At 64.6% G+C, this 22817-nt stretch carries 23 protein-coding genes; 11 read left to right on the top strand and 12 right to left on the bottom strand.

Annotated elements, in window-relative coordinates:
• A complete protein-coding gene (gene coxB, locus ASR47_RS13625) occupies positions 1–1209 on the bottom strand; it encodes a cytochrome c oxidase subunit II (protein ID WP_065308319.1) in 1209 nt (402 codons plus the stop codon).
• Between the two features lie 597 nt (positions 1210–1806).
• Positions 1807–2697 (bottom strand): methyltransferase domain-containing protein, encoded by an 891-nt coding sequence (locus ASR47_RS13620; RefSeq protein ID WP_082988919.1) that lies wholly within the window; start codon positions 2695–2697, stop codon positions 1807–1809.
• A gap of 78 nt (positions 2698–2775) precedes the next feature.
• Here ASR47_RS13620 and ASR47_RS13615 point away from each other — a divergent pair, with 78 nt between their 5' ends.
• Positions 2776–3498 carry a ComF family protein gene (locus ASR47_RS13615; RefSeq protein WP_065308317.1) on the top strand — a complete coding sequence of 241 codons (723 nt, stop codon included), beginning with the start codon at positions 2776–2778 and terminating at the stop codon, positions 3496–3498.
• Between the two features lie 26 nt (positions 3499–3524).
• Positions 3525–3995 carry a tRNA (uridine(34)/cytosine(34)/5-carboxymethylaminomethyluridine(34)-2'-O)-methyltransferase TrmL gene (trmL, locus tag ASR47_RS13610; RefSeq protein WP_065308316.1) on the top strand — a complete coding sequence of 157 codons (471 nt, stop codon included), beginning with the start codon at positions 3525–3527 and terminating at the stop codon, positions 3993–3995.
• Here trmL and ASR47_RS13605 read toward each other — a convergent pair.
• A complete protein-coding gene (locus ASR47_RS13605; RefSeq protein WP_065308315.1) occupies positions 3992–4789 on the bottom strand; it encodes an aminotransferase class IV family protein in 798 nt (265 codons plus the stop codon). The genes trmL and ASR47_RS13605 overlap by 4 nt on opposite strands.
• A gap of 104 nt (positions 4790–4893) precedes the next feature.
• On the opposite strand from ASR47_RS13605, the gene ASR47_RS13600 reads away from it, so the two are divergent.
• Positions 4894–5799: a LysR substrate-binding domain-containing protein gene (locus tag ASR47_RS13600; protein WP_065308314.1), complete on the top strand. Its 906-nt coding sequence runs from the start codon at positions 4894–4896 to the stop codon at positions 5797–5799.
• On the opposite strand, the gene ASR47_RS13595 is transcribed toward ASR47_RS13600, so the two are convergent.
• From ASR47_RS13595 to rfaE2, 7 genes are all read right to left on the bottom strand, one after another.
• A complete protein-coding gene (locus ASR47_RS13595) occupies positions 5796–6545 on the bottom strand; it encodes a hypothetical protein (protein ID WP_065308313.1) in 750 nt (249 codons plus the stop codon). The two genes, ASR47_RS13600 and ASR47_RS13595, sit on opposite strands and share 4 nt — an antisense overlap.
• A gap of 17 nt (positions 6546–6562) precedes the next feature.
• Positions 6563–7783 carry a hypothetical protein gene (locus ASR47_RS27420; protein WP_171898939.1) on the bottom strand — a complete coding sequence of 407 codons (1221 nt, stop codon included), beginning with the start codon at positions 7781–7783 and terminating at the stop codon, positions 6563–6565.
• Between the two features lie 13 nt (positions 7784–7796).
• Positions 7797–11534: a tubulin-like doman-containing protein gene (locus ASR47_RS13585; protein WP_065308311.1), complete on the bottom strand. Its 3738-nt coding sequence runs from the start codon at positions 11532–11534 to the stop codon at positions 7797–7799.
• Positions 11535–11592: 58 nt separating this feature from the next.
• Positions 11593–12027, bottom strand: coding sequence for a hypothetical protein (locus tag ASR47_RS13580; RefSeq protein WP_065308310.1), 435 nt, complete (start codon positions 12025–12027; stop codon positions 11593–11595).
• A 47-nt stretch (positions 12028–12074) separates the two neighbouring features.
• Positions 12075–13556: a hypothetical protein gene (locus ASR47_RS13575; protein WP_245714344.1), complete on the bottom strand. Its 1482-nt coding sequence runs from the start codon at positions 13554–13556 to the stop codon at positions 12075–12077.
• Positions 13553–15043: a hypothetical protein gene (locus ASR47_RS13570; RefSeq protein ID WP_150127800.1), complete on the bottom strand. Its 1491-nt coding sequence runs from the start codon at positions 15041–15043 to the stop codon at positions 13553–13555. The genes ASR47_RS13575 and ASR47_RS13570 overlap by 4 nt, the downstream gene beginning before the upstream one ends.
• 230 nt (positions 15044–15273) lie before the next feature.
• Complete coding sequence (rfaE2, locus tag ASR47_RS13565) at positions 15274–15750, bottom strand: D-glycero-beta-D-manno-heptose 1-phosphate adenylyltransferase (protein ID WP_065308408.1); 477 nt, start codon at positions 15748–15750, stop codon at positions 15274–15276.
• A gap of 176 nt (positions 15751–15926) precedes the next feature.
• On the opposite strand from rfaE2, the gene ASR47_RS13560 reads away from it, so the two are divergent.
• From ASR47_RS13560 to ASR47_RS13525, 8 genes are all read left to right on the top strand, one after another.
• Positions 15927–16877 (top strand): hydrogen peroxide-inducible genes activator, encoded by a 951-nt coding sequence (locus ASR47_RS13560; RefSeq protein WP_065308308.1) that lies wholly within the window; start codon positions 15927–15929, stop codon positions 16875–16877.
• Positions 16878–16935: 58 nt separating this feature from the next.
• On the top strand, positions 16936–17793 hold the full coding sequence (ubiA, locus tag ASR47_RS13555) for a 4-hydroxybenzoate octaprenyltransferase (RefSeq protein WP_065308307.1): 858 nt from the start codon (positions 16936–16938) through the stop codon (positions 17791–17793).
• A gap of 104 nt (positions 17794–17897) precedes the next feature.
• A complete protein-coding gene (locus ASR47_RS13550) occupies positions 17898–18254 on the top strand; it encodes an ElaB/YgaM/YqjD family protein (RefSeq protein ID WP_065308306.1) in 357 nt (118 codons plus the stop codon).
• 57 nt (positions 18255–18311) lie between these two features.
• On the top strand, positions 18312–18698 hold the full coding sequence (locus ASR47_RS13545) for a phage holin family protein (RefSeq protein WP_065308305.1): 387 nt from the start codon (positions 18312–18314) through the stop codon (positions 18696–18698).
• Positions 18695–19042 carry a hypothetical protein gene (locus ASR47_RS13540; RefSeq protein WP_065308304.1) on the top strand — a complete coding sequence of 116 codons (348 nt, stop codon included), beginning with the start codon at positions 18695–18697 and terminating at the stop codon, positions 19040–19042. Before ASR47_RS13545 ends, ASR47_RS13540 begins: the two co-directional genes overlap by 4 nt.
• An 85-nt stretch (positions 19043–19127) precedes the next feature.
• Positions 19128–19661, top strand: coding sequence for a DUF3455 domain-containing protein (locus ASR47_RS13535; RefSeq protein ID WP_065308303.1), 534 nt, complete (start codon positions 19128–19130; stop codon positions 19659–19661).
• Positions 19662–19744: 83 nt separating this feature from the next.
• The gene (locus ASR47_RS13530; protein ID WP_065308302.1) at positions 19745–20311 is read left to right on the top strand and encodes a sigma-70 family RNA polymerase sigma factor; all 567 of its coding nucleotides are present in this window, start codon (positions 19745–19747) and stop codon (positions 20309–20311) included.
• Positions 20308–21024, top strand: coding sequence for an anti-sigma factor (locus tag ASR47_RS13525; RefSeq protein WP_065308301.1), 717 nt, complete (start codon positions 20308–20310; stop codon positions 21022–21024). Before ASR47_RS13530 ends, ASR47_RS13525 begins: the two co-directional genes overlap by 4 nt.
• A gap of 170 nt (positions 21025–21194) precedes the next feature.
• Here ASR47_RS13525 and proC read toward each other — a convergent pair whose 3' ends face one another.
• Both proC and ASR47_RS13515 read right to left on the bottom strand, forming a co-directional pair.
• Positions 21195–22025, bottom strand: a complete 831-nt coding sequence (gene proC, locus ASR47_RS13520) for a pyrroline-5-carboxylate reductase (RefSeq protein ID WP_065308300.1) — start codon at positions 22023–22025, stop codon at positions 21195–21197.
• Positions 22026–22045: 20 nt separating this feature from the next.
• The gene (locus ASR47_RS13515; RefSeq protein ID WP_065308407.1) at positions 22046–22747 is read right to left on the bottom strand and encodes a YggS family pyridoxal phosphate-dependent enzyme; all 702 of its coding nucleotides are present in this window, start codon (positions 22745–22747) and stop codon (positions 22046–22048) included.
• Positions 22748–22817 lie beyond the last annotated feature (70 nt).

Raw genomic sequence — 22817 nt, 5'->3', positions numbered from 1 at the left:
TTACTTGCGTGCAGCCACGATTTCGGCTGGTTGAACGATATTTTCCTCGGCCTTGTTGGACCAGGTATTGCGCGTGTAAGTGATCACTGCCGCGATATCGGTGTCGGACAGTTGTTTCCAGGCTGGCATTTCCGCCGGATACTTGCCGCTCTTCTGGCCATTCAGCAAGACATGGATCTGCTCGGCCTTGGCACCGTTGACGACGGCCGAACCGTCGAGCGGCGCGAACGCACCCGGCACGCCCTTGCCGTTGGCCTGGTGACAGACCACGCAGTTGGCCGCATAGACTTTTTCGCCCTTGACCTTGAGTTCGTCGATGGTCCAGGTCTTGGTCGGATCGTCGGCCAGCGCCGCCATTTCCTTCTGTTTCACGTCGACCCAGGCCTTGTAGTCGTCGCCAGACACGACCTTGACGACGATGGGCATAAAGGCGTGTTCCTTGCCGCACAGCTCGGCGCAATTGCCGCGGAAAGTGCCGATATGGTCGGCCTTGAACCAGGTGTCGCGCACGAAACCGGGAATCGCATCTTGCTTGACGCCAAAGGCGGGCACGGACCAGGCGTGGATCACGTCATTGGCGGTGAGCACCATGCGGATCTTTTTGTTGACCGGCACCACCACTTCGTTGTCGACTTCGATCAGGTAATTTTCGCCGCGCTTTTCCGTCGGCGGCGCACCCGGTGCGCCCACTTGCGCGCGCGGGGTGGACAGGTTGGAGAGGAAAGAAATGCCCTGGCCTTCGCCTTTCAGGTAGTCATAGCCCCATTTCCACTGCATGCCGGTGGCCTTGATGGTGATGTCGGCGTTGGAGGTGTCTTTCATGCCGACCACGGTGCGCGTGGCGGGCAGCGCCATGCCAATCACGATCAGGAACGGCACGACGGTCCAGGCGATCTCGACGGTGGTGCTTTCGTGGAAGGTGGCCGGCTTGTGGCCCAGCGACTTGCGGTGCTTGAAGATGGAATAGAACATGACGCCGAACACAGCCACGAAAATCACCAGGCAGATGACCATCATCCAGGTGTGCAAATCGTAGATTTCATGGGCGATCTGGGTCGCCGGCGGTTGCAGATTCATCTCGAACGGCACCGGACCGCCGGTGCCGGGATAGGTAGAGGCGGCAGGCGCCGCCATGGCCCAATGTCCGCTGCCAGCAGCCAGCAGCAATAGTCCCGGCATCGACGATAGCAGTCGCTTTGCATAAGTCATGTTTTCCCCAACCACCTAAAAAATAACGATATTTTAAACGGCTGCGGAAACCTCCGTACTCCCCCGCTACCGCTCCTCCCTGAAAGCACAACGGCCCGGGCAACGCCCCGCAAGCCGACAGCACCAGCAGATTCCATGCTGGCCGCCCGTACAAGACATCGTCGGACAACCATGCTGCAACCCTGTTTTCCCTGCACAGCCACCGTAGCCATGCGTGCAAGATGATGACTATACTAATGCAGTAACTTCATGTGTGGCTTGCTTTGCATTTTTATTTTTTCCACAGCCCTTGTTTTTAAGCTTAGCAAGCTGACAAAACAGTCAACGATTATAAGCAAGAAAAGTTGAATCCATCAAGAAATATGCGGCGTGCGCGCCCGTGCGCCACCGATGGCGGCGCGGATTGCAACGGTTGCAGCACTATCAGCCGCAAAGCCGACCAAGTCTCGGTTTTCCCTCCGCGCAAAGAGTTCCTGAGAAAATGGGCAGGGCTAGGCGCGTTGCCGAAGACACTACGCATGTACGGCGAGGCAAGGCAACAACGCCATGGCCGTTTTATCAGGGACTCTTGGGGTTGCGCGCCAACTATTTCGGTTTTTATTTCCTCGGTAGATCGAAGCGGATGATCGCTTCGCCGTTGCGGGTAACACGCGGCGCGGGGCGGAAAGCATGTCCGTAGAGAACTTCAAAAGTGAGCCCCAGCTTGCCATCAGGCCGGCGCATTTTCTCCAGGGCAGAAAGCATGCGCTGCCACGCCTGCTTGCCCATCAAGCCGCGCCGCCGCGTGCTCAAAGGATTGCCGCCAAAAGCGCGCACATCGGCCAGCAGTTTCTGAGGCGTATCGTAAGTCACGGTAATGATCTCCATATCCAGCACCGGCGTGGAAAAGCCCGCTTCGACCAGCATGTCGCCAAAATCATGCATGTCGACAAAAGGCAAGCCATGCGGATAGAGGTCGGCTTCGGCAAAGGCGTCGCGCAGTTCGCGGAAGGTGTCGGGACCGAAACAGGAAAACATCAGCAAACCATCGAGGCGCAGCACGCGGCGCCATTCGGCAAACACGCGGTCGGGCTGGGCATGCCAGTGCAGCGCCAGGTTGGACCAGACCAGGTCGACGCTATTGGGCGCCAGCGGCAAGTCGCCCAGATCGCCGCATAGCAAATCCACGCCTGCCTTGGTCGGCAGCAGCTTGCTGAGGAACTGGTTCAGGCCGGACAATTTGCTGGCCGGCGCGCGCGCCGCCAGCACCATCGCTTGCGCGGCGTCGAGACCGAGGATCTGCGCGGCCGGATAATCCTTGTGCAGCTGCGCCAGGTCGGCGCCGGGGCCACAGCCGGCGTCGAGCACGCGCAAGGGCGCGATCTTGACCAGTTCCAGGCGCTCATGCATGCGCGACGACACTTCGCGGCGCAGGAAATCGGACGGCGCCACGCGCGCCGGGCGGGAAAAGAAATCACGGACGTGCACCGCATCGATGGGCGCACTCATTTTGGGCGGAGTAGTGGGAACTGACATGTCGAATCGGGTGAGGTGAGATAATGTCGGCAGTGTACAGGGAACGCGGCCATGGCGATCAACAGCCTTTTTTGCCTCGATGTGCTGGGCAGCCTGCTGCCGGCCCAGTGCGCGCTGTGCGCCGGCAGTTGCCGTGGCGTCGTGTGCTCGCCGTGTCGGCAACAATACCTGGACCAAACGCGGCGACGCTGCCGCCAGTGCGCCAATCCGCTGGCCGACACGGCCTTGCTGTGCGGACGCTGCCTGCGCCGCCCGCCCGCCTACGACGCCACCTGGACGGCCGTGGACTACGCGGCGCCGGTCGACCAGCTGTTGCTGCAACTGAAATTTGGCGCGCGCCTGGCGCTGGCGCCGCTGTTTGCGCAATTGCTGGCGGCGACCGTGCGGCAGGCAGGCAGCTGGGATGCGCCGCAACTGCTGTGCCCGGTCCCTCTGGGCCCGGCCCGGTTAGTGGCGCGTGGCTACAACCAGGCGCTGGAAATTGCGCGTCCGCTGGCGCGCCAGCTGGACATCGCCTTGCAGCCCGGGCTGGCCGTGCGCGTGCGCGAAACGCGGGCGCAAAGCGGCGTGGCGCCACGCGAACGGCGCACCAACCTGGCGCAGGCGTTTATGGTGGCGCCGCAACATGCCGGCCAGGTGCCTGGGCGCCATATCGGCATCGTCGACGACGTGATGAGCAGCGGCCATACCGTCCACGCGCTGGCTGCCGCCTTGAAGCGCGAAGGCGCGCGCAAGGTCACGGTGCTGGTGGCGGCGCGCACGCCGCCGCGCTGATCGATTACTTATATGAGGAGAACGTCTTGTTTCACGTAGTGCTGGTCAATCCGGAAATTCCGCCCAATACGGGCAATATCATTCGCCTGTGCGCCAATACCGGCGTGCAATTGCACCTGATCGAACCGCTGGGCTTTCCGCTCGACGATTCAAAAATGAAACGCGCCGGCCTCGACTACCACGACTACGCCACCATGAAGGTGCACAAGGACTGGGCAGCTTTTCTCGCCGACACGCAGCCGGACCCGGCGCGCATGTTCGCCATGACCACGCACGGCTCGCGCCCGTTTGCCGAACTGGCTTTCTTGCCAGGCGACGTGTTCGTGTTCGGTTCGGAAACCAAAGGCCTGGACCCGGCGCTGCGCAACAGCTTTCCCGCCGAACAGCGCATCCGCCTGCCGATGCGCCCCGACAACCGCAGCCTGAACCTGTCCAATACGGTGGCGGTGGTGGTGTACGAAGCGTGGCGCCAGCACGGCTACGCCGGTGGCGCCTAAGGTGCAAGCAGTGCTTCGGCCTGATGCGCGCGGTGCAGCAGGCCGAGCAATTCTGGCGCTGGGGGCAAGCTGACGCCGCCGATTTCGTGCACTGCCACACCCGGCGTCCAGGAATTCATCACCACCGCGCCCTGCATGGCCGACAAGCCGGCCAGCGTGATTTCCTCTTCGCGCTGTGGCACTTGCATGTGCGCCAGTTGCCGGCGCACCATGGCCATCATGGTGCCGCCCAGCATGGCCGCCTGCGGCCACACCACGCCGTGGCCATCCCAGAACGCCAGGTTCCAGATCGTGCCTTCGCTCAAACGCCCCTGGCGGTCGACAAAGGCGGCGTCGTCCAGGCCTTGGGCCGCCGCCTGGCGCAAATACCAGGTCTTGGCGATTTCGCCCACATGCTTGATGGCGGGCAGCAAGCGCTCATGCTCGACCGCCGCCAGGCGCAGCGGTCCTTGCGGGCCCGACGAGGGCGGCGCCGTGCGCACCAGCACTTGCGGCAGGACCGGGACGGCGGCCACGGCAAATTCACCGGCTGGGCAATACAGCGTGAGCGTCAGCGAACAGTCAGCCGGGCTGGCCGCCAGGGCTGCGCGCAAGTAGCCACGCAACATGTCATCAGGCAGGGCCATATTGAACAGCTGCAGCGAAGCGCCGCGCAGCCGCGCCAGGTGCAGGTCCAGGCCGCGCACCTGGCCGCCACGCACCTGCATGGCCGTAAAGTGCGCGTAGCCGGCAAAGGCCAGCGGCGCCAGGTCGGCGATGGTGGCCGATACGCCATTGAGTTGAACCACAGACATTGTCGCTCCGGTATGATCTTCAGGGGCTGTCATTATCGGCAATCCCGCAGCGCTTGAAAAACGAGTTTTTCTTGCCCCACCATTGAATTTTCCTTGAAGCCGCCATGCACCGCATGCTACCGGGCACCCGTGCCCTCCGTACCTTTGAAGCGGCCGGCCGGCTGCTCAATTTCACGCAGGCCGCCAAAGAGCTGGGCCTGACGCCGGCCGCCGTCAGCTATCAGATCAAGGAGATCGAAGAGCAGCTCGGCCTGATCCTGTTTGTCCGCAGCAGCCGCAGCATGGCCCTCACGCCAGCAGGCCGGCTGTTGTTCGACGCCGCCACCGACGCGCTGCACACCTTGCGCCAGGCGCTGGCGCGCGCGCGCCGGCTGCAACAGCCGCATGCGCCGCTGCGCCTGTCGGCCGGGCCGCGCTTTGCCACGCAATGGCTGCTGCCGCGCCTGGCGCAATGGCGCGCCGCCCATCCCGAAATCGAACTGAGCTTTGATATCAGCGACCAGGTGCGCAACTTTGATCACGACGAGGTCGATGTCGCCATCCGCTTCGGCGCCGGCAGCTACGCCGGCACGCAGACGGTGCGCTTGCTCGATACGGTGGTGGTGGCCGTGTGCAGCCCTGCCCTGCTGGCCAGCGGGCAATGGACGACGCCGCGCCAATTGCTGGGCCAGACCCTGTGCCAGGTCGATTGCGAAGTCGGTGGCCGGCCCTGGCCGAACTGGGCGATGTGGATGGCGGCGGCCGGCGTCGCCGATGCGGACACCAGTGCCAGCGTCAGCTTTGCCGATTCAGGCCATGTGCTGCACGCCGTGCTCGGTGGCAGCGCGGTGGGGCTGCTGGAACTGGCGATGATCAAAAAGGAACTGGCGCAAGGCACCCTGCTGCGCCTGTTCGATATCGCGCTGCCGGTGGCGCCGGCGCTGGCCTATCACCTGGTGTATCCGGAGCACAGCGGCGACCGGCGCATCGCCGCCCTGCAAACCTGGCTGCTGCGCGAACTGTCTGACTAGCGCAGCGCCAGCTGCGGCAAGGCCGTGGTGTCGGCGTCGAGGATCACCAGCTGCGTGCGCAAATCGCGCGTGGCGGCCAGCTTGCCGTTCACATACAGATTGGTCTTGACGCCATACACGCCCTGCGACACGCCGGCCGGCAAGGTCAGCTCGAACGAGTTTTCAAACCGCCCGCCGCTGCTGTTGTTGCTGGCCAGCGATTTCGAACCGGACTTGAAGGGCTGGCCCTGCGGGTCGAGCACCACCAGTTCCTCGCGCACCTCGTTGACGCTTTGCGCGCTGCCATTGACCAGTTCCACTACCGAATTGACCTTGAACGGCTGGCCGCGCTTGACGGTGGCCGCGCTGACCTGCGGCGTGTATGACACCACTTGCGGCTCGCGCGGCAAGGCGCCGCGCGCGCGGATATAGTCGCGGTCGGCCTGCGCCGCCGTCTTGGTCTGGCGCGAATTGACATTGATCGCCAGGCAGCCGGCCGCGGCCAGGCCACCACCGATGGCGGCGCCCTTCAGCGCGCCGTTCTTGCCACTGACCAGGGCGCCCAGCAAGGCGCCCACTGCCGCGCCGGCGGCGGCCGTCGCGCCCACGCTGCAAGGATCGTCGCTGGCGGCTTGCGGATTCTGCCCGCCTTGCGAATATGGCGTGTCCTGGCGCACGCCATTCGGGTTGCCCGGCGCCGTGGCGCAGCCGGCCAGCATGGCGGTGATGGTCAGGGCGGCGGCGGCGCGCAAAGTGGTCTTGTTCATATGAGCTCCAAAGTGACTTATTTGATCGTGGTTTCGGTCTGCAATACCTGGCGCTCGCGTTCACGCACGCGGCGCGACAGATTGTCGATGCGCGGGTTGTTCGGATCGACGCGGCGGGCGCTGTCGAGATAGGTCTTGGCGGCGTCGAACCGGCCGTCGGCCAGCGCCCGCTCGGCGTCGCGCAGGAACGACTGCGCCATCTCGTTGCGCATGGCCGCGCCATTGTCAACGGCGGGTGCGGCGATGGAGGCCGGCGCAGGACGTTCGACCGCGCGCGGCACGGCCAGTTCAGCTGGTGCCGGGCGGCTTGGCGCCGGATCAACCGGCGCAGGTGCAGGTGCGGGAACGGGTGCCGGTGCCGGTGCCGGCGTATTCAATGCCTGCAGATCGGCCTTCAATTGCTTCAGTTGCGGATATTCGCGGTCGATCGCTTCGAGCTTGGCGATGCCGCTTTGCGCCGCCGGCGCATCCCGGTTGTCGAGCGCCTGGCGCACGCCCACCTGTACCGACGCGGCCGCCGCCTGCTGGCGCGCCAGCTGCTTGCGCAACGATTCCACCGTCGAGGCGCTGGCGCAGTCGGCGTCAAGCCTGGCGATGGCCTCGCTGGCGCTTTGCAGGCGCTTGCCGTCGATCGCGCTGTCGATCGCCTTGACGCTGCGCTGGCAGCTGGCGCTGGCCGCGCCAGCCCTGGCGATGGCCGCCTGCAAGTCCTCGGCCTTGGCGCTGGATTTGCCGGTACACACGTTTTTCGCCGTCGCCAGCTTCTGGCGCGCGCCGTCCAGGCTGCCATCGGCAACCAGTTTCAAGCCGCTGTCGATGGCGTTATTGCAGGCCGATTCGCCTTTGCCGCCGGGCGTGCCGTTCATGTAGACGATCACCAGCGCCAGCACGGCGATGGCGGCCAGCCAGCGCGGCCATTTTTTTGGCGGAGCCGGTGGCGCAACCACCTTGGTTTCGGCGGTGGGCGCCGGTTTGGCTTCGACCTTGGGCTGCACTGGCGGCGCGACCAGGATCACCGGCGGCGGTTTCGCGGCAGGCACGGGCTCCGGTTTTGGTGCCGGTTTTGGTTCCGGCTTGGGCTCCGGCTTGGGCTGCGCCGGCGGCAGTGGCGGCGGTACGGCAGCCACCGGTTCTGGCAACGGCGGCGGCGCGGCAGCACCGGCCACGCCCTGGCCACAAAAAGGACAGAACGGCACGCCGCCCACCAGCACCGATTGACACTTGACACACTTGTTCACAACACGTCCTTCATCAAAGCGGGGGCGGCGCGGCGCTCAGGGGCGGCGGCGCGCTGAACAGCACCGAGGCCAGTTCCGGGAACTGCGACAGGTCGGCCCAGGCAGGCATGCCTTCGCGCCAGACCTTGGTGGCGGCCGGCACGATCTGCCCGGCGCGCACGAATTGGCCGACATGCTGGGCCGTAAACGGTCCCTGCTGCTTGCCATCGATGCCGAGGAAATATTGATATTCGACCAGCGGCGGCGCCATGGCCGGCGCCAGCGACGGCGCGCCGAACGGCGAGCCGAACGGCGTGCCGAACGGCGTGCCGAACGGCGACGCCACGGCGGCGGTCGGCGCGGCGGCCACCGGCGCCGGCGCAAACAGCGATTGCAGCGCGCCCGGCTCCAGCATCTCCGGCTTGATCGCAAACTTCAGGCGCGGCAAGCCATCTTCGCCCGGTTCGCGCACTTCCCATTCATGCGTGTCGGCATCGGAATCGGCCACCACATGGGCCCACGCCTTCAGGTCGGCCAGCAGCTTTTCTTCCAGCTTGCGGATCTCGGTGTCGGTCAGGCCCTTGCGGCGCGCGCTTTCGCGCAGGTCGGCGGCGATTTCATGGGCGATCGAATTGCCGAAACCCTTGTTGTCGAGCTGGGCGCCGCCGGTCATCGAAATCAAACGCGGCGTATAGACGTCGGTGGCGTAATAGCCGGCCAGCGCGGCCAGCGCCACCGTCTGCACCTCATCCATTTCCGACAGGCGCTCGGCCACGCGCGACTCGATCAGGCCGTGAAACACATGATGCAGGCCGCTCTGGCGGATCGAGCGTTCATTGCCGATGCGGCGCACGTCGCCGCGGCCCATGGCAAACAGGTACTGGCCCAGCGGCACGATGCGGCCATTGTGGCGCGTCAATACGCCCAGCATGACGGCTTTCAGGAACAGCGCAAAGTGATCCGCCAGCAAACGGATTTCATCGGTGCCCGGCGCGATCGGATGATTGAACTGGGTGGTGTCGATATGCGTGTGGATGGGCGCCTTGTCGTTGTCGCTTTCCTTGCGATAGCTGGTGCGCCAGCCTTCGAGTCCGCGCAGCACCGTCAGCGGCACGCCGGCCAGCTCGCAGTAGCACACGGCGCGCCCCGCGATGCCGGTCTCGACGATATCGAGCTGGCTCTTGGTGATGCCGGCCTGGGTTTGCACGCAGGCCTCGATTTCGGCGCCGAAGCGCGCCTTGAACTGCTGCGCGCCGGCCACGCCGATCACGCATTTGTATTGATCGGCCACCACATTGAATTCACCCACCATATTGGCGTCGATCCACGGCATGGCGCAGGCCAGCAGCTTGCGAAAATAATCCTGGCGCCGCGCCGGTTCCATCTGGTCGAGCGCCGCGAACAACGGATCGACCTTGTTGCCGTCTTCGTCGTTGACACCCATGGTGGCCAGGCGGTTTTCCGCCATGCGCTTGACCTTGTTCAAGATGTCGCTGCGCTGGGCAGGGTCGCCCAGCATCGGGAACAGGGTCTTGGAGCCGCCGATATCCTGGAACGCTTCATCGGCCCACACACGCAAGGTTTTGGCATCGGGCATGGCGATATCGGCCACCGTGACGGGCACGACGATGGCGGTCGCATGGTCTTTCTGCAGGTCTTTTTGCACGATGACATTGGCCGTCTGCAATTGCGACAGCATGTCGAGCACGGCGGCGCGGCCATGCTGCAATTCGCCGACCAGGCCATTCCACACGGCGCGTCCTTCGGCGTCGACGCCGGTGCGGTTGCCCAGCCAGCGCGAGATGTCGCGCAGCAGCATGACCGCCTCGTCGGCGGCGCGCGCACGCAGGTGGAACTTGAGCGCATTGGCGATCTCGGTGCGCAGATGGTCCATCACCGAAGCGGCCTGCTTGTCGCCGCTGCCGAACAGGCCGCCACGCACCTGTTCCAGGTTGTTCAGCAGGCGTTCGTATTCGCGCGTGCGCACCGCTTCCTTGATTTCGCGATAGCGCTCGGCGTTGGTGTCGATCTGCGCGATCAGGCCGCTGCCGGGCGCTTCGATACGGTCCTTGATCTGCTCGACCAGCGACAGCACATATTCGAGGCCGCCGAATTCCTTGTTGTCGAGGTAGCCATACAGCTGGTCGCGCACCACCTGCTTGATATGGCCGAACAATTCGCCGCGCCGCTTGGCGATGCGGTCTTCGGTGGTGTCGGCGGTGGAATCCTGGTCGCGCACGGCGTCGCGTTCGAGCTGGCGCACGGCGTCACGCACCTGGGTTGGCCATTCCTTGCGGTCGTAGCCGGTGCGGATTTCGTCGATACGGCGGTTGACGCGCTCTTCCACGCCGCTGAGCAAATTGCCCTGGCGCTCGGCCAGCAGGTCGTCGACGAGCTGGAAGTCGTCGAAGGGGCCGTTCGAACGCTTCAGCTCGATGCTCTTGTCGGAAAACACGGGAAAGTCGTTGAAGGGCGCCGCGCGCAAGCCCATGTGGGCGCCGATAAAGGCGTTACGCTGGTCGTCATTGGCGCGGTTGGCGGCGGCGTCAACGCCGCCGACACCAAAGAAGGCCTTGAGCATGGCGCCGGCCCAGCGGTGGGCGCGTTCGTCGCGCGCCGCTTCCTGGCGTGTATCGAGCACCGCCATGCCGAACGAGGAATAGCGCTGCGAGAAATACAGGCGCATGTCGCCGAAGCGATTCTGCGGCACCGGCGCCTTGTACATGGCGTTCTTGTGCTGGGCCTGGTTGACGGCGATCGAGCGCTTGGCGCGCGCGAAGTCGGCCGACGCAAAATCTTCGAACAGCGAATCGGCCACCATGTGATAGATGTCGTCGACGCTGTCGGTATGCTGCTGGGCCAGGTTGCCCGAGTCGACCAGGAACACTTCGTTGTACGGCACGCGCGGCAATTCAGGGCGGTCGTAGGTATCCCAGCGGCTCAGGTAATTCTTGTTGCCCATCATCGCCGATTCCAGTTCCATCAGCGCCGCATAGCCATTGCCCTCGGTACGGTCCTTGTTGTTCTTGGTAAAGCCGCTGGGCAGGAACAGCATCAGTTCCACATCGGCGCGCTCGACTTCGGTCTTGGCGATCCAGCGCGCCAGATAGCCCATGTCGAGGAAGGAACCGGAACCGGTGCCGCCGGCCACCGAACCGACCACCACGATACGAAAGCGGCCCGGCTCCATGCGCAGGCCCAGTTCGCTCAGCTGGCGCTCGTGCGACAGGCCGGCTTTCAGGGTCTTGAGTTTCAAACGGATCTTGTCGCGCACCTTGCTGTATTTGTCGAAAAAATACAGGCGCGAGACGGCGCGCACCTGGCCGGCGCCCGACTGCATGTCGAAGTTCAGGTCGCGGATCTTTTGCGGCGTCAGCGGCAGCCATTCCTTGATATGCGGATAGCGCTCCAGCGAGTCGTCGTCGCGGCCATATTTGTCGGCGTCGAACGAGCCGACGATTTTTTCATCATCGGTAAATTTCAGCAGGTCGAACTGCAAGTCCTGCGCCTGCGATTCACCGCTTTCCACCAGCGCGCCATTGTCGAGGTCGAAATGGATGAATTGCGCCACCGGAAACTCGGTCAGGTTTTCCACGCGCGTGCGGTGGCCGGCGCCGCCCCACAAGGTGTTGAGGATGCGCCGGCGCACGCGCATCAGCACCTGCATGCCGGTGCCGCCCACGCCGATGAACAAGGTGGGGCGCAAATCGATGATCTTGTCCTGCTTGCGCTCGCCCGGCGCGGCGGTGGTCTGGTTCAAGGTGTCTGACATGGTGTTTCCTTAACGGGTAGGCGGTCGCCGGCGCGGGCGTAGCTCGGTGGTGTCTTGTTTAATTGCGGCTGGACGTAAATGTGAGCACCAGCGCCACCAGGCCGACCAGCACCAGCGGGCCCATGAACAGTGGCGCCAGGAATTTATGCGAATTCACGGCCGCCAGCACCACGGCCGTGGCCAGGCTGGCGAGGAAAATGAACAGCCACCAGCCCGAGGCGTTGGCCTTGTTCGGCGACACGCGCTTGCCCACCAGGCCGTTGGCGTAGGCGTTCTTGGCAAAGAAAAAGGCCACGAACAGGATCAGCAGCACGGCGCCGCCGATCAGGGTGTCGCGCGACGAGGTATCGGTGGCGCCGACCTGCTCCAGCGCGGGCGCGGTCTCGACGGCAGCCGTGGTCGCTGGCGTGGCCGGGGTGGTGGCAGGAGCCGGCTCGGCCGCCGGTGGCGGCAAGGTAAAGCCTGCGTTGTCTTTGGGAGTATCTTGTGCCATCGTCTGCCTCGAAAAGTGAAATAGGAATCAGGAATTGAAAAACGTGCTCAGCCCACGGTCACGGCATGGCCCTCGGCCATACGCACGATGGACGGCTTGCCCAGGCCACGCTTGAGTTCGCCGATATCGCGCCCGCCATCGTCGCGCAAAATGACGCTCTTGAACGGCTTCATCAAGACCTGGCGCGGCACGCCGTCGACCACCACGCGGTAGCGCTTGCTGCGCGTGCCCAGCAGGCCGAACAGAACAAACGCCAGCACCAGCAGCAAGACGGCGGCGATGATCAGCAGCACCGGCAGCAGCGGATACTGGATGCGCACCAGCAAGGGCACGGTGGCCTGCGAGGCGCGCACGCTGTCGGGCGGGGTGAATACTTCCGAGATCGGGTCGCCCGGGAACAGTTCCTGCAGTTCGCTGGCAAAGCCGGTCGACAAGGCCAGGCGCTGGTCGGCCAGGCCCACCGTCGCCTTCATCGGCAGCAGCACCTGCTTGCCCATGGCCGACAGCGCCTGGGCCGACCATGGCGACGGAATCTGCGCCATCGGCAAGTCGAAGCGCACTTCGACGGCCTGGCTGGCGCCCGGCTGCAAGCCCTTGATGGCGGCCGGACTGACCTGCAGCGGCGCGGCCTGGCCGGCCAGCGCGGCGTGCACGGTGGCGTTTTCGATCACATACGGGAAAAACATGTTCTGCAAGGACGCCTGCAGCACCACCTGCGGCAGCAGGCTGGCCGCTTCGACGTCGAGCACGATGGTGCGGCCGTCACGGCCCAGGCTGGCATGTACGTTGGGGGTATTCTTGACCGACTGCGGCACGATGCGCACAGCGTCCTGGTCCACCGGTTTCAGGCGGGCCGGCGCGCGCGTCAGCACTTTGGACAGCCGGCCTTCGGCCTGGATGCGCGTCAAGGCGTCGGCGGCCGGCTGGCCATAGGCCAGCGCATACACCATCAGGCCCTTGGCGCTGTACAGCTTGCCCTGCACCGGCATGCGCAAAGGAAACACCAGGGTTTTGGTGATCGACGGTTCCAGATGCAGCAGGCGATAAAAGTCGCGGTTGCGCTCGGCGGTCTGGCTGTCGTTATTGGGGCTGTTCTTGTTATTGGTAAAGATCCATACAATGCCGGACGCCGAGCGGAAGGGGCCGGTAATGGTCTTGGTCACGGCTTCCTGGAAGTCGGTGTCGGCCAATGCGCCGCCGCTGCTTTTGCGCGCCAGGCCCAGTGGCGCCAGTTGCGCGGCGATGCCGGCCGCGCCACGGCCCTGGCCCAGCAGCGCCGGCGAGACATGGCTGCCGCTGCTCTGGCTGAAGGCCAGCAAAAACAGCTGGTCTTCCGGTGTGCTGGCGGCCTGCGCCACGGCGCCCACCAGCGCTTTCAACTGCGACTGCTGGTCGGTATAGAACGGCTCCATCCAGCCCGAGTTCTGCACCAGGAAAGCCTGCTGGATGCCGGCCGCCTGCAGCGGCAGGCTGGCGGCCAGGGTGACCACTGCGGCGACGGCGGCCACGATGCGCTTCATCAGCTTCATGCCTGCAGCTTCCAGCCGTTGATGCGGCCCAGCAAGGGGTGATAGGCCCACAAGGTGCCCTGGTGGGCGAACAGGCGCATGCGCCACGGTTCGGCCACCGAAAAAGCGTGGAACGGCAGTTCGCGCACGCCGTCGTCCTGCAGCAGTTGCGCATACATGCGCTCGTCCGAACGCAAGACACTGTCGAGGCTGGCGCGCGTCTCGAAGCGCACGCCAAAGACGCTCTCGCCCGCTTCGAGCAGCGGCATCACCGAAGTGCTGCTGGCGCCATCGTTGCCGCGTTCGAGTTCCTGCCATGGCGCCGTTTTCAGCTTGGTGGAAAAGCGATAGTTGATGCTGCCCGAACACAGGCGCGGCTCCATCGCCTCCGCCGTTTCACCCTGGGTGCCCAGTTTCAGGTACAGATAGCGGTCGGCGGCGCTGTCAAAACACAGCTGCCACAGGTCGCCATCGCGCGACAGATACGGGCAGCCGAAATCGAATTGCGGCTGCAGGCCGGCCGGCCACGGTGTCCACGAAGCGGCCATGCCGCCGTCCTGGCGCTGCTGCAAGCGCAGCTGGCCATGTTCGCACGGCCAGATTACGCTGCGGCCATAGGCCACCGGCGCGCTCGCCTTGCCAGGAAGGATGGCGCCATCGAGCACGACGTCGGCGCCGGCGACATGGCGCGCGTCCAGGTTCAGGAAGCGCAGCACGCCGTCGGCGCCCTGCAGCGGCGCCCACAGGCGGCCCTGGAACCAGATCGGCGCGGCCACCGAAGGCGCGTCGCCGAAGTGCTCGACCTGGTAGCTGAGCGAGGCGATATCGGGCGTGATGCAGGCCAGGCCATGGCCGCTGGGTACGTACAGGCAGCTGTTCCAGGCGCTGGCCAGTTCGGCGCGCCAGGCGGTCTCGCCCAGCTGGCATTCGGACAGCAGGCCGCCCTTGGCAGATTCCAGCGCCAGCCAGAGCTGCGAGCCGGGCAGCCAGCCGTACAGGGCGCCCTTGCGCGCGTCGAGCGCCAGCAGGGCCGCGCCGGTGGTGCCGAAGCGGGCCGAGAAAAACGCGTGCTCGCCCGGCGGCGGCGCCGGCAAGCTGGTGTCGGGGTCGGCATTGGCCAGCGCATCGGCCGACTGGTCGCGCGCTGGGCTGCGCGCGATTTTCAGCGCTTGCGCCGTCTGGCGCAGGCCGGTCGCGCCGGGCATGGCGCTGCTGTTGACCGGGCGCGCACCGAACGGCGCGACCCAGGCGCTGGCCTGGCCGCTTTGCGGCGGCGCCTGCAAGGCCACGCCCGTGTAGGGGCTGTACTGGAATTCCGGCGGAAACTGCACGCTGGCCTCGCCAGGCAGGCGATGGGTGCGCATCAGCTGGCCGATATCGTCAGCGCTCAGGCGTGGCGACACCGCCTGACCTGCCGCGCTACGTGCAAACTGCAAGCCTGACTGGGCCGCATCGGCAATCCACACGCCGGACTGCAGCAGCCACTCTCCCGTACTAGTATGTTCCATTGATTTCTTCTGTCGCAAACGATGACCGCCATGGCGATGGCGTGATGAACGGCGGCACTACGCGCTGCGGCTGACCTGGTGCAGCCTTGGCATAACGATCATAGTAACGCCTTTTTATCCTTGTGAAAACATTGACAGCGTGCAGCACGTTGTCGATATCCCCGGTCCGGTATAGCACGATAGTATAAACGCAACAAGCGCGCTTTCTCTTGTGCACGCACAGCACGGCTTTATTGCTGGCGCACCTTGCTGAGCAGCTTGGTCGTCGAGCGGTCGTGCTCGAAGTCGATCGCCACGGCCTGGCCGCCATAGGCCAGCACGGCTTTGCCTTCGGGGATGGCCGCCATGTCGTAGTCGCCGCCCTTCACATAGATCTCGGGAGTGATTTCCTGCACCACTTCCAGCGCGCTGTCTTCCGAAAACGGCACCACCAGGCTCACCGATGCAAGTGCTGCCAGCACGGCCATGCGGTCTTCGCAGCTGTTGAGCGGGCGATCGTCGCCCTTGCCCAGGCGCTTGACGGAAGCGTCGGTATTGAGCGCCACCACCAGCGAGGCGCCCAGCGCGCGCGCCTGCGCCAGGTAAGTCACGTGGCCGCGGTGCAGGATATCGAACACGCCATTGGTGACGACCACCGGTTTCGGCAAGGCTGCGGCGCGCGCCCGCAGTTCCTCGCGGCTGCATAGTTTGGTTTCAAAGTCAGGCATGGGCATCGGTTGTTCCGTACAGTGGGTGGGTGGGCTGCCGGCCGCGCACGGCCAGCAGCCCCGGTCCCGCTATTATAGGGGGCGATCCGCTACAATATGCGATCGCCGCGCCAGTTTGGCGCACACGTCCTCTTTCATTCATTGCAAGCAGGCACTTCCTGTGTTTCAATCACTTTATGACACTGACTGAACTGAAATATATCGTGGCAGTGGCGCGCGCCAAGCACTTCGGCCATGCGGCCGAAGCCTGTTTTGTGGCCCAGCCGACCCTGTCAGTGGCCATCAAGAAGCTTGAAGACGAACTGGGCGTGGTGCTGTTCGAACGCGGCGGCGCGGAAATTTCGGTCACGCCGCTGGGCGCGCAAATCATCGCCCAGGCCGAGCGCGTGCTGGAACAGACGGCCGCCATCAAGGAACTGGCCAAGCAGAACAAGGACCCGCTGGCCGGTCCGCTGCGCCTGGGGGTGATCTATACCATCGGCCCCTACCTGCTGCCGCCACTGGTCAAGGCCATGATAGCCCAGGTGCCGCAGATGCCATTGATTTTGCAGGAAAATTTTACCGTGCGCCTGCTCGAACTGCTGCGCCAGGGCGAGCTGGACGTGGCCATCATGGCGCTGCCCCTGCCCGAACACGGCATGGCCATGCAGACCCTGTATGACGAGCCGTTCGTGGTGGCCATGCCGCGCCACCATGCATGGACAGCGCGCAAGAGCATCGCCGCGCAGGACCTGAAATCGGAAACCATGCTATTGCTGGGCAACGGTCACTGCTTCCGCGACCAGGTGCTGGAAGTGTGCCCGGAGATGGCACGCTTCTCCTCGCCCGGCAACGGCATGCAGCGCACCTTCGAAGGCTCGTCGCTGGAAACCATCCGCCATATGGTGGCCAGCGGCATCGGCCTGACCGTACTGCCGCGCGCCTCGGTGCCGGACATGCACGCGGTGGACGGCATGCTGGCCTACCGCGAATTCGACGCTCCAGCCCCCTCGCGCCGGGTGGTCATGCTGTGGCGCAAAAGCTTTACGCGCAAGGCCGCCATCGACGCCCTGTGCGCGGCGATTGCCAGCTGCGAACTGCCCGGCATCACCAGCCTGTTCGAAGAGGAAGTGCTGAGCGAAAAATAGTACATTGCCATACTATTTGCGATAATCGTCGTTTCTCTTCAACAAGACCGAGATTTCCATGAACAAGCTGGCGCTGTATTTCCGCCTGATCCGGCTCGACAAGCCGATCGGTACCGTATTGCTGCTGTGGCCCACCCTGTGCGCCTTGTGGATGGCGCAACAAGGGGTGCCGGACTGGCGGCTGCTGCTGATCTTTTTTCTTGGCACCTTCCTGATGCGCTCGGCGGGCTGCGCCATCAACGATTACGCCGACCAGGATATCGACAAATTCGTCAAGCGCACGGCCGACCGGCCGATTACCAGCGGGCGCATCAGCGGCAAGGAAGCACTGGGCGTGGCCGGCGTGCTGACGGTGGCCGCCTTCTGCCTGATCCTGCCCCTGAACGCGCTGACCAGACAGCTGTCGGTGGCGGCCGTGATCATCGCCGCCACCTACCCCTACTTCAAGCGTTTCTTCGCCATTCCGCAAGCGTACCTCGGCATCGCCTTCGGCTTCGGCATCCCGATGGGCTTTGCCGCCATCACGGACTCGGTGCCCGTCGTCGCCTGGCTGCTGCTGGTCGGCAATGTGTTCTGGGCCGTGGCCTACGATACGGAATACGCCATGGTCGACCGCGACGACGACCTGAAGATCGGCATCCGCACCTCGGCCATCACCTTCGGACGCCACGACGTGGCCATCATCATGCTGTGCTATGCGCTGTTCCTGCTGCTATGGCTGGCCTGCGGCTGGTACCTGGGCCTGCGCTACTGGTATCTGGCGGGCCTGCTGGTGGCCGCCGCTTGCGCCGTTTATCACTACACCTTGATACGCGCACGCGAGCGTATGCCGTGTTTTGCGGCATTCCGGCATAATAACTGGCTGGGAGCAGCGGTTTTTGCGGGGGTCGTGCTGGACTTCGCTTTCCGCCAGTAATGCAGGCTGGCGCCTCGGACCCCATTGAGGCGCCGCAAGACCGCCTTGCCGCTGCGCTCTACACTGGTATTTCACTGTGCTTTCACCCACCGATGAGGTAATACATGAGCTCGATACAAACAGGCAAATCCAGCAGCGACAACGTCATCGCCGAAGCAGGCCAGGCACGCGACAAAGTGATTGGCGACATCAAGGGTGTCATCAACGAAGCCGAAGGCTGGCTCGACAACGCCGGTGGCCAGACGGGCGAAAACATCCGCGCCGTCAAGGAAAAATTCTTCTCCACCCTCGATACGGCCAAAAAAGACCTGATCAAGCTGGAAGAAGATCTGGTTGACCGCACCAAGAAGGCCGCCAAGGTCACCGACGAATATGTGCAGGACAATCCATGGAAGGCCGTCGGCGCCGGCGCCGTCGTGGGCGTGCTGTTCGGCCTGCTGCTGGCCTCGTCGCGCCGCTAGTTTTTCCCGCACTACCGGGCGGCCTGGCCGCCTGCATTTCGATACGAAAGGCAGTTCATGGCTATCGTTCAACATGCTGCCCGCGTCGCGGCGACCCTGGCCACCATTCTTCGCACCCGCTTGAAACTGGCGGCGGTGGAGATGGAAGAAGAGTCGCTGCGCTACCTCACCTATCTTGGCCTGGCCATGCTGGCCCTGCTGCTGCTGTTTGTCGGCCTGGTGCTGCTGGTGTTCCTCGTCATCGTCATTTTCTGGGACACGCACCGCATCGGTGCCATCGCCATCTCCTCGACCGTCTTTATCGTTGCCGCCATCGCCACCCTGGTCGGCGTACGCGCCAGTTTTCGCAGCAAGCCCAAGCTGCTGTCGTTCACCATGGATGAGCTCAGCAAGGACCTCGACGCCTTGCAGCACCTGGCGCACCGCGAAGCGGAGCGGCCATGAACCACGCTCCCCTGTCCTCTGCGAAGGTCAAACTGAGCGCCAGGCAACGGCGCGACGCGCTGCTGGCCGAATGCGCGCTGCAGCGCACGGCGCTGGGCGTGCAGACACATCAGTTGTTCGAGCCCTTGAGCGCTGGCAATCTGCGCCAGGCCATCCTGGCGCGCCTGACAGTGCCGCTGATGGTAACCGGCAGCGTACTGGGCCTGATGCTGCTGCGCCCGCGCCGCAGCTTGCCGTGGCTGTTGCGCGCCAGCGCCCTGCTGCGCCACGCCAAGGTCGCCCTGCCCGTGATCCGCAGCGTCTTGCAGCGGATGAACCGGCACCAGCCACCGGTCGAAAAATAATTCTGGTTTGCTGCATCCAAACAGCGCATCCATGGGTAGTACAGGTATCAGCCAACCGGTTGAACCATACTTTCAGGAGCCTGCCATGCACATCACTACCCTCGCCATTCCCCTGTCGGCCCTGCTGCTGACGGCCTGCGCCCCCATGGCCGCGCGTTACTCGCAAGACGCCCTGCCCGCCACCGTGCAAGTACCGGCCGGCCATCAGGTGACCATGCAGACCGTCGGCGTCGGCAAGATCGCCTATGAATGCAAGGCCAAGAAAGACATGAGCGGCCATGAATGGGTCTTCGGCGGACCGGACGCCGTTCTCAACGACCGCGGCGGCATGCAGGTCGGCACCTATGTCGGCCCACCGGCCACCTGGGCCAGCCGCGATGGCTCGGCCGTGACGGCCACGCAAGTGGCGGTGGCCCCTGCCGGCGCCGGCAATATTCCGTATCAGCTGGTGAAAGCCAATCCGGCCACCGGCAGCGGCGCCATGCAGGGCATAAGCTATATCCAGCGCGTGGCGACCAAGGGCGGCGTGGCACCGGCATCGGCTTGCAGCGCCAGCAATCTGGGCGCCAAGCAATGGGTGCCTTACCAGGCCGATTATATTTTCTGGAAAGCCGCCTGAAACGGTTGAAACATGTCGGTTGGCAAGATCTTTTCTGGCCTATAATCCATTAAAAACTTGCTAACCAACCGACCGACGCCACCTTGCCTACGCCCGCCGCCACCTACGACTACGACGCCGCCCTGCGCGCCTGCGCGCGCGGCGAGCAGCAAGCCCTGCAAGGTCTGTACCAGCAGGAGAGCCGTTACCTGCTGGGCGTGGCGCTGCGCATCGTGCGCCAGCGCGCGCTGGCCGAGGACGTGCTGCACGATGCATTCTTGAGCATCTGGCGCCGCGCCGGCAGTTTCGACGCCACGCGCGGCAGCGGCAAGGGCTGGATCTATGTGGTGGTGCGGCACCAGGCGCTGAACGTGGCGCGTGCGCGCGCCCATGAAATATCGGCCGACGAGGATACCGTGGAAAACCTGCTGCATGAACGCCAGGAAAATGACAACGGCGACGCCGGCGACGCCTATGCCCTGCAAGCGAACATGGGCAAGCTGCACGATTGCCTGGGCCACCTGGACGAGGCCAAGCGCAACTGCATCCTGTACGCCTATGTCGACGGCTGCTCGCACAGCGAAATCGCGCAGCGGGTCGCCTCGCCGCTCGGCACCGTCAAAGCCTGGGTCAAGCGCGGCCTGGCCAGCTTGCGGGAGTGCATGGGATGAACACGCCATTGAACGAAGAAGAACTGCAGCGCCTGGCCAGCGAATATGTGCTGGGCACCTTGACGGCGCCTGAACGCGCCGGCGTCGAACAGCGCCTGCCCGGTGACGCGCTGCTGCGCGGCGCCATCGATGCCTGGGAACAGCGGCTGCTGCCGTTGACGGCCCTGGCGCCGCCCGAGGACCCGTCGCCGCAATTGTGGCCGCGCATCGCCTCGACCCTGTTTACACCCAAGGCCATCGAGCAGGCCGGCGGCTGGCACGCGTGGTGGAACAGCCTGGCGTTCTGGAGAATTCTGGCCGGCGGCGGCCTGGCGGCAGCGGCCGCACTGGCCGTGACGGTGAACCTGCAGCTGCAGGCGCCAAACGGCCCCGGCTATCTGGTGGTGCTGGTGGCGCCGCAGGACAAGGCGCCGGGCTGGATCGTTCAAGCAAGCAGCAAAAACAGCCGCGACCTGAGCCTGATCCCGCTGGGGCCGACTGCCGTGCCGCAGCAGAAATCGCTGCAGTTCTGGACCAAGGGCAAGGACTGGGGCGCCCCTGTCTCGCTGGGCCTGGTTCAGCCGGGGCAGACGCTCAAGCTGAAACTCGACAAACTGCCGCCGATGCAGGCCGAGCAGCTGTTTGAAATCACGCTGGAGCCGGAGACCGGTTCACCGACGGGACGGCCGACCGGACCGATCCTTTACATTGGCCGCGCCGTGAAGGTCATGTAGAACTGTTGACCAAACCTGCAGTTTCTTGGGGTGATGCGAGTAGCTGCTTGCACCCCGAGCCGGAATGCATAAAGACTGAATGATTAAAAACAGCGGGCCGACGGCCTGAGAAAATGCCGATGGCGGCGTTGCGGCTTCCTTGTCGTACATGCCGGTTTTGTCAGGTACTTTTATTTCCCCAGCTCGTCACCCAACTCGCGCCCGCGCGCCGCCGCCGCCTTGATGCCCTTGATAATGGCCGCCTTGACGCCGCTCTCTTCCATGCTGGTCAAGGCCGCGTAGGTGGTGCCGCCCCTGGAGGTGACGCGCTCGCGCAGCACCGAGGCCGGTTCGCTGGAATTGGCCGCCAGCTGCGCCGCGCCCGTGAAGGTGGCGATCGCCAGCTGCGTGCCCTGCTCGGCCGTCAAGCCCAGCTCGCGCGCCGCTTCCTGCATCGCTTCGATAAAGTAGAACACATAGGCAGGGCCGCTGCCGGAAATGGCGGTTACCGGATCGATCTTTTGTTCATCATCGAGCCAGACGGTGGTGCCGACGGCGCCCAGGATGGCGTCGGCCTGCGCTCTTTGCGCGGTACTGACGCCGCCGCTGGCCACCATGCCGGTAATGCCCATGCCGATCAGCGCCGGCGTGTTCGGCATTGCGCGCACAATCGCCGGATAATCACCGAGCCAGCGCGCCAGGTCGCCGCTGCGGATGCCGGCAGCGATCGTCAGCACCAGCGGCGCCTTGGCCACATCGAGAAACGGCAGCAACTGGGCCGCCGCTTCGCCCATGCTTTGCGGTTTCACCGCCAGCACGATCACGTCGGCCACGCGCAAGGCCTCATCGGCGGCGGACGCCGTGGTCACGCCAAATTGTGCCTGCAGTTTTTCCAGCGCCGGCGCATGCGGGTCGATCACATGGATGTTCGCGCCCGCCGTCAGTTTGCCGGCCAGTCCGGCGATCAGGGCCGCCGCCATATTGCCGCCGCCGACAAATGCTATCTTCAGTTCTGCCATCATCAATGCTCTTTCAAAGGGGTTCAGGAATAATCGCGGGCGCCGAAGATCGCGCTGCCGACGCGCACGATGGTCGCGCCTTCCAGCACGGCCGCCTGCAAGTCGGCCGACATGCCCATCGACAGGGTATCGAGCGGCAAGCCGTCGGCGCGCAGCTGTTCATACAGCACGCGCAGCTGCGCGAACGCGGCGCGCTGCAGCACGGGATCGGTTTGCGGTTCGGGGATGGCCATCAGGCCGCGCAGGCGTAACTTCGGCAGTTGCGCCACCGCGCGCGCCAGCGCCGGCAAGTCGGAAGGCGACACGCCGCTCTTGCTCGCTTCGCCGCTGATATTGACCTGCAGGCAGATGTTCAGGTCAGCCATGCCGTCCGGGCGCTGCTCGGACAGGCGCGCGGCGATTTTTTCGCGCTCGACCGTATGCACCCAGTCGAAATGCTCGGCGATCGGCCGCGTCTTGTTGCTCTGGATCGGGCCGATAAAATGCCATGCCAGCACCGTTTGAGGCAGCGCCAGCCTGACGGCGGCGATCTTGTCGATCGCTTCCTGCAGATAATTTTCGCCAAACGCGGTTTGCCCGGCAGCGGCCGCTGCCAGCACCGCATCCGCGCCAAAGGTCTTCGAGACGGCCAGCAGGGTGACGGACTCGGGCGGGCGCTGCGCTTCTGTCGCCGCTTGCGCAATACTGCGCCGCACGGCTTGCAGTTTCTCTTCGATTGTGGACATAATCATTTTCTAGTGGGCGGGCGCAGCCGCTGCAGGCGCGGCGCCCTTTATTGCAGGCACATGGATTATA

The sequence above is a fragment of the Janthinobacterium psychrotolerans genome (assembly GCF_001677885.1).
Classification (GTDB): Bacteria; Pseudomonadota; Gammaproteobacteria; order Burkholderiales; family Burkholderiaceae_D; genus Janthinobacterium; species Janthinobacterium psychrotolerans.
The sequence above is the reverse complement of the archived record's forward strand: the minus strand, read 5'-3'. Positions and strand labels throughout refer to the sequence as shown.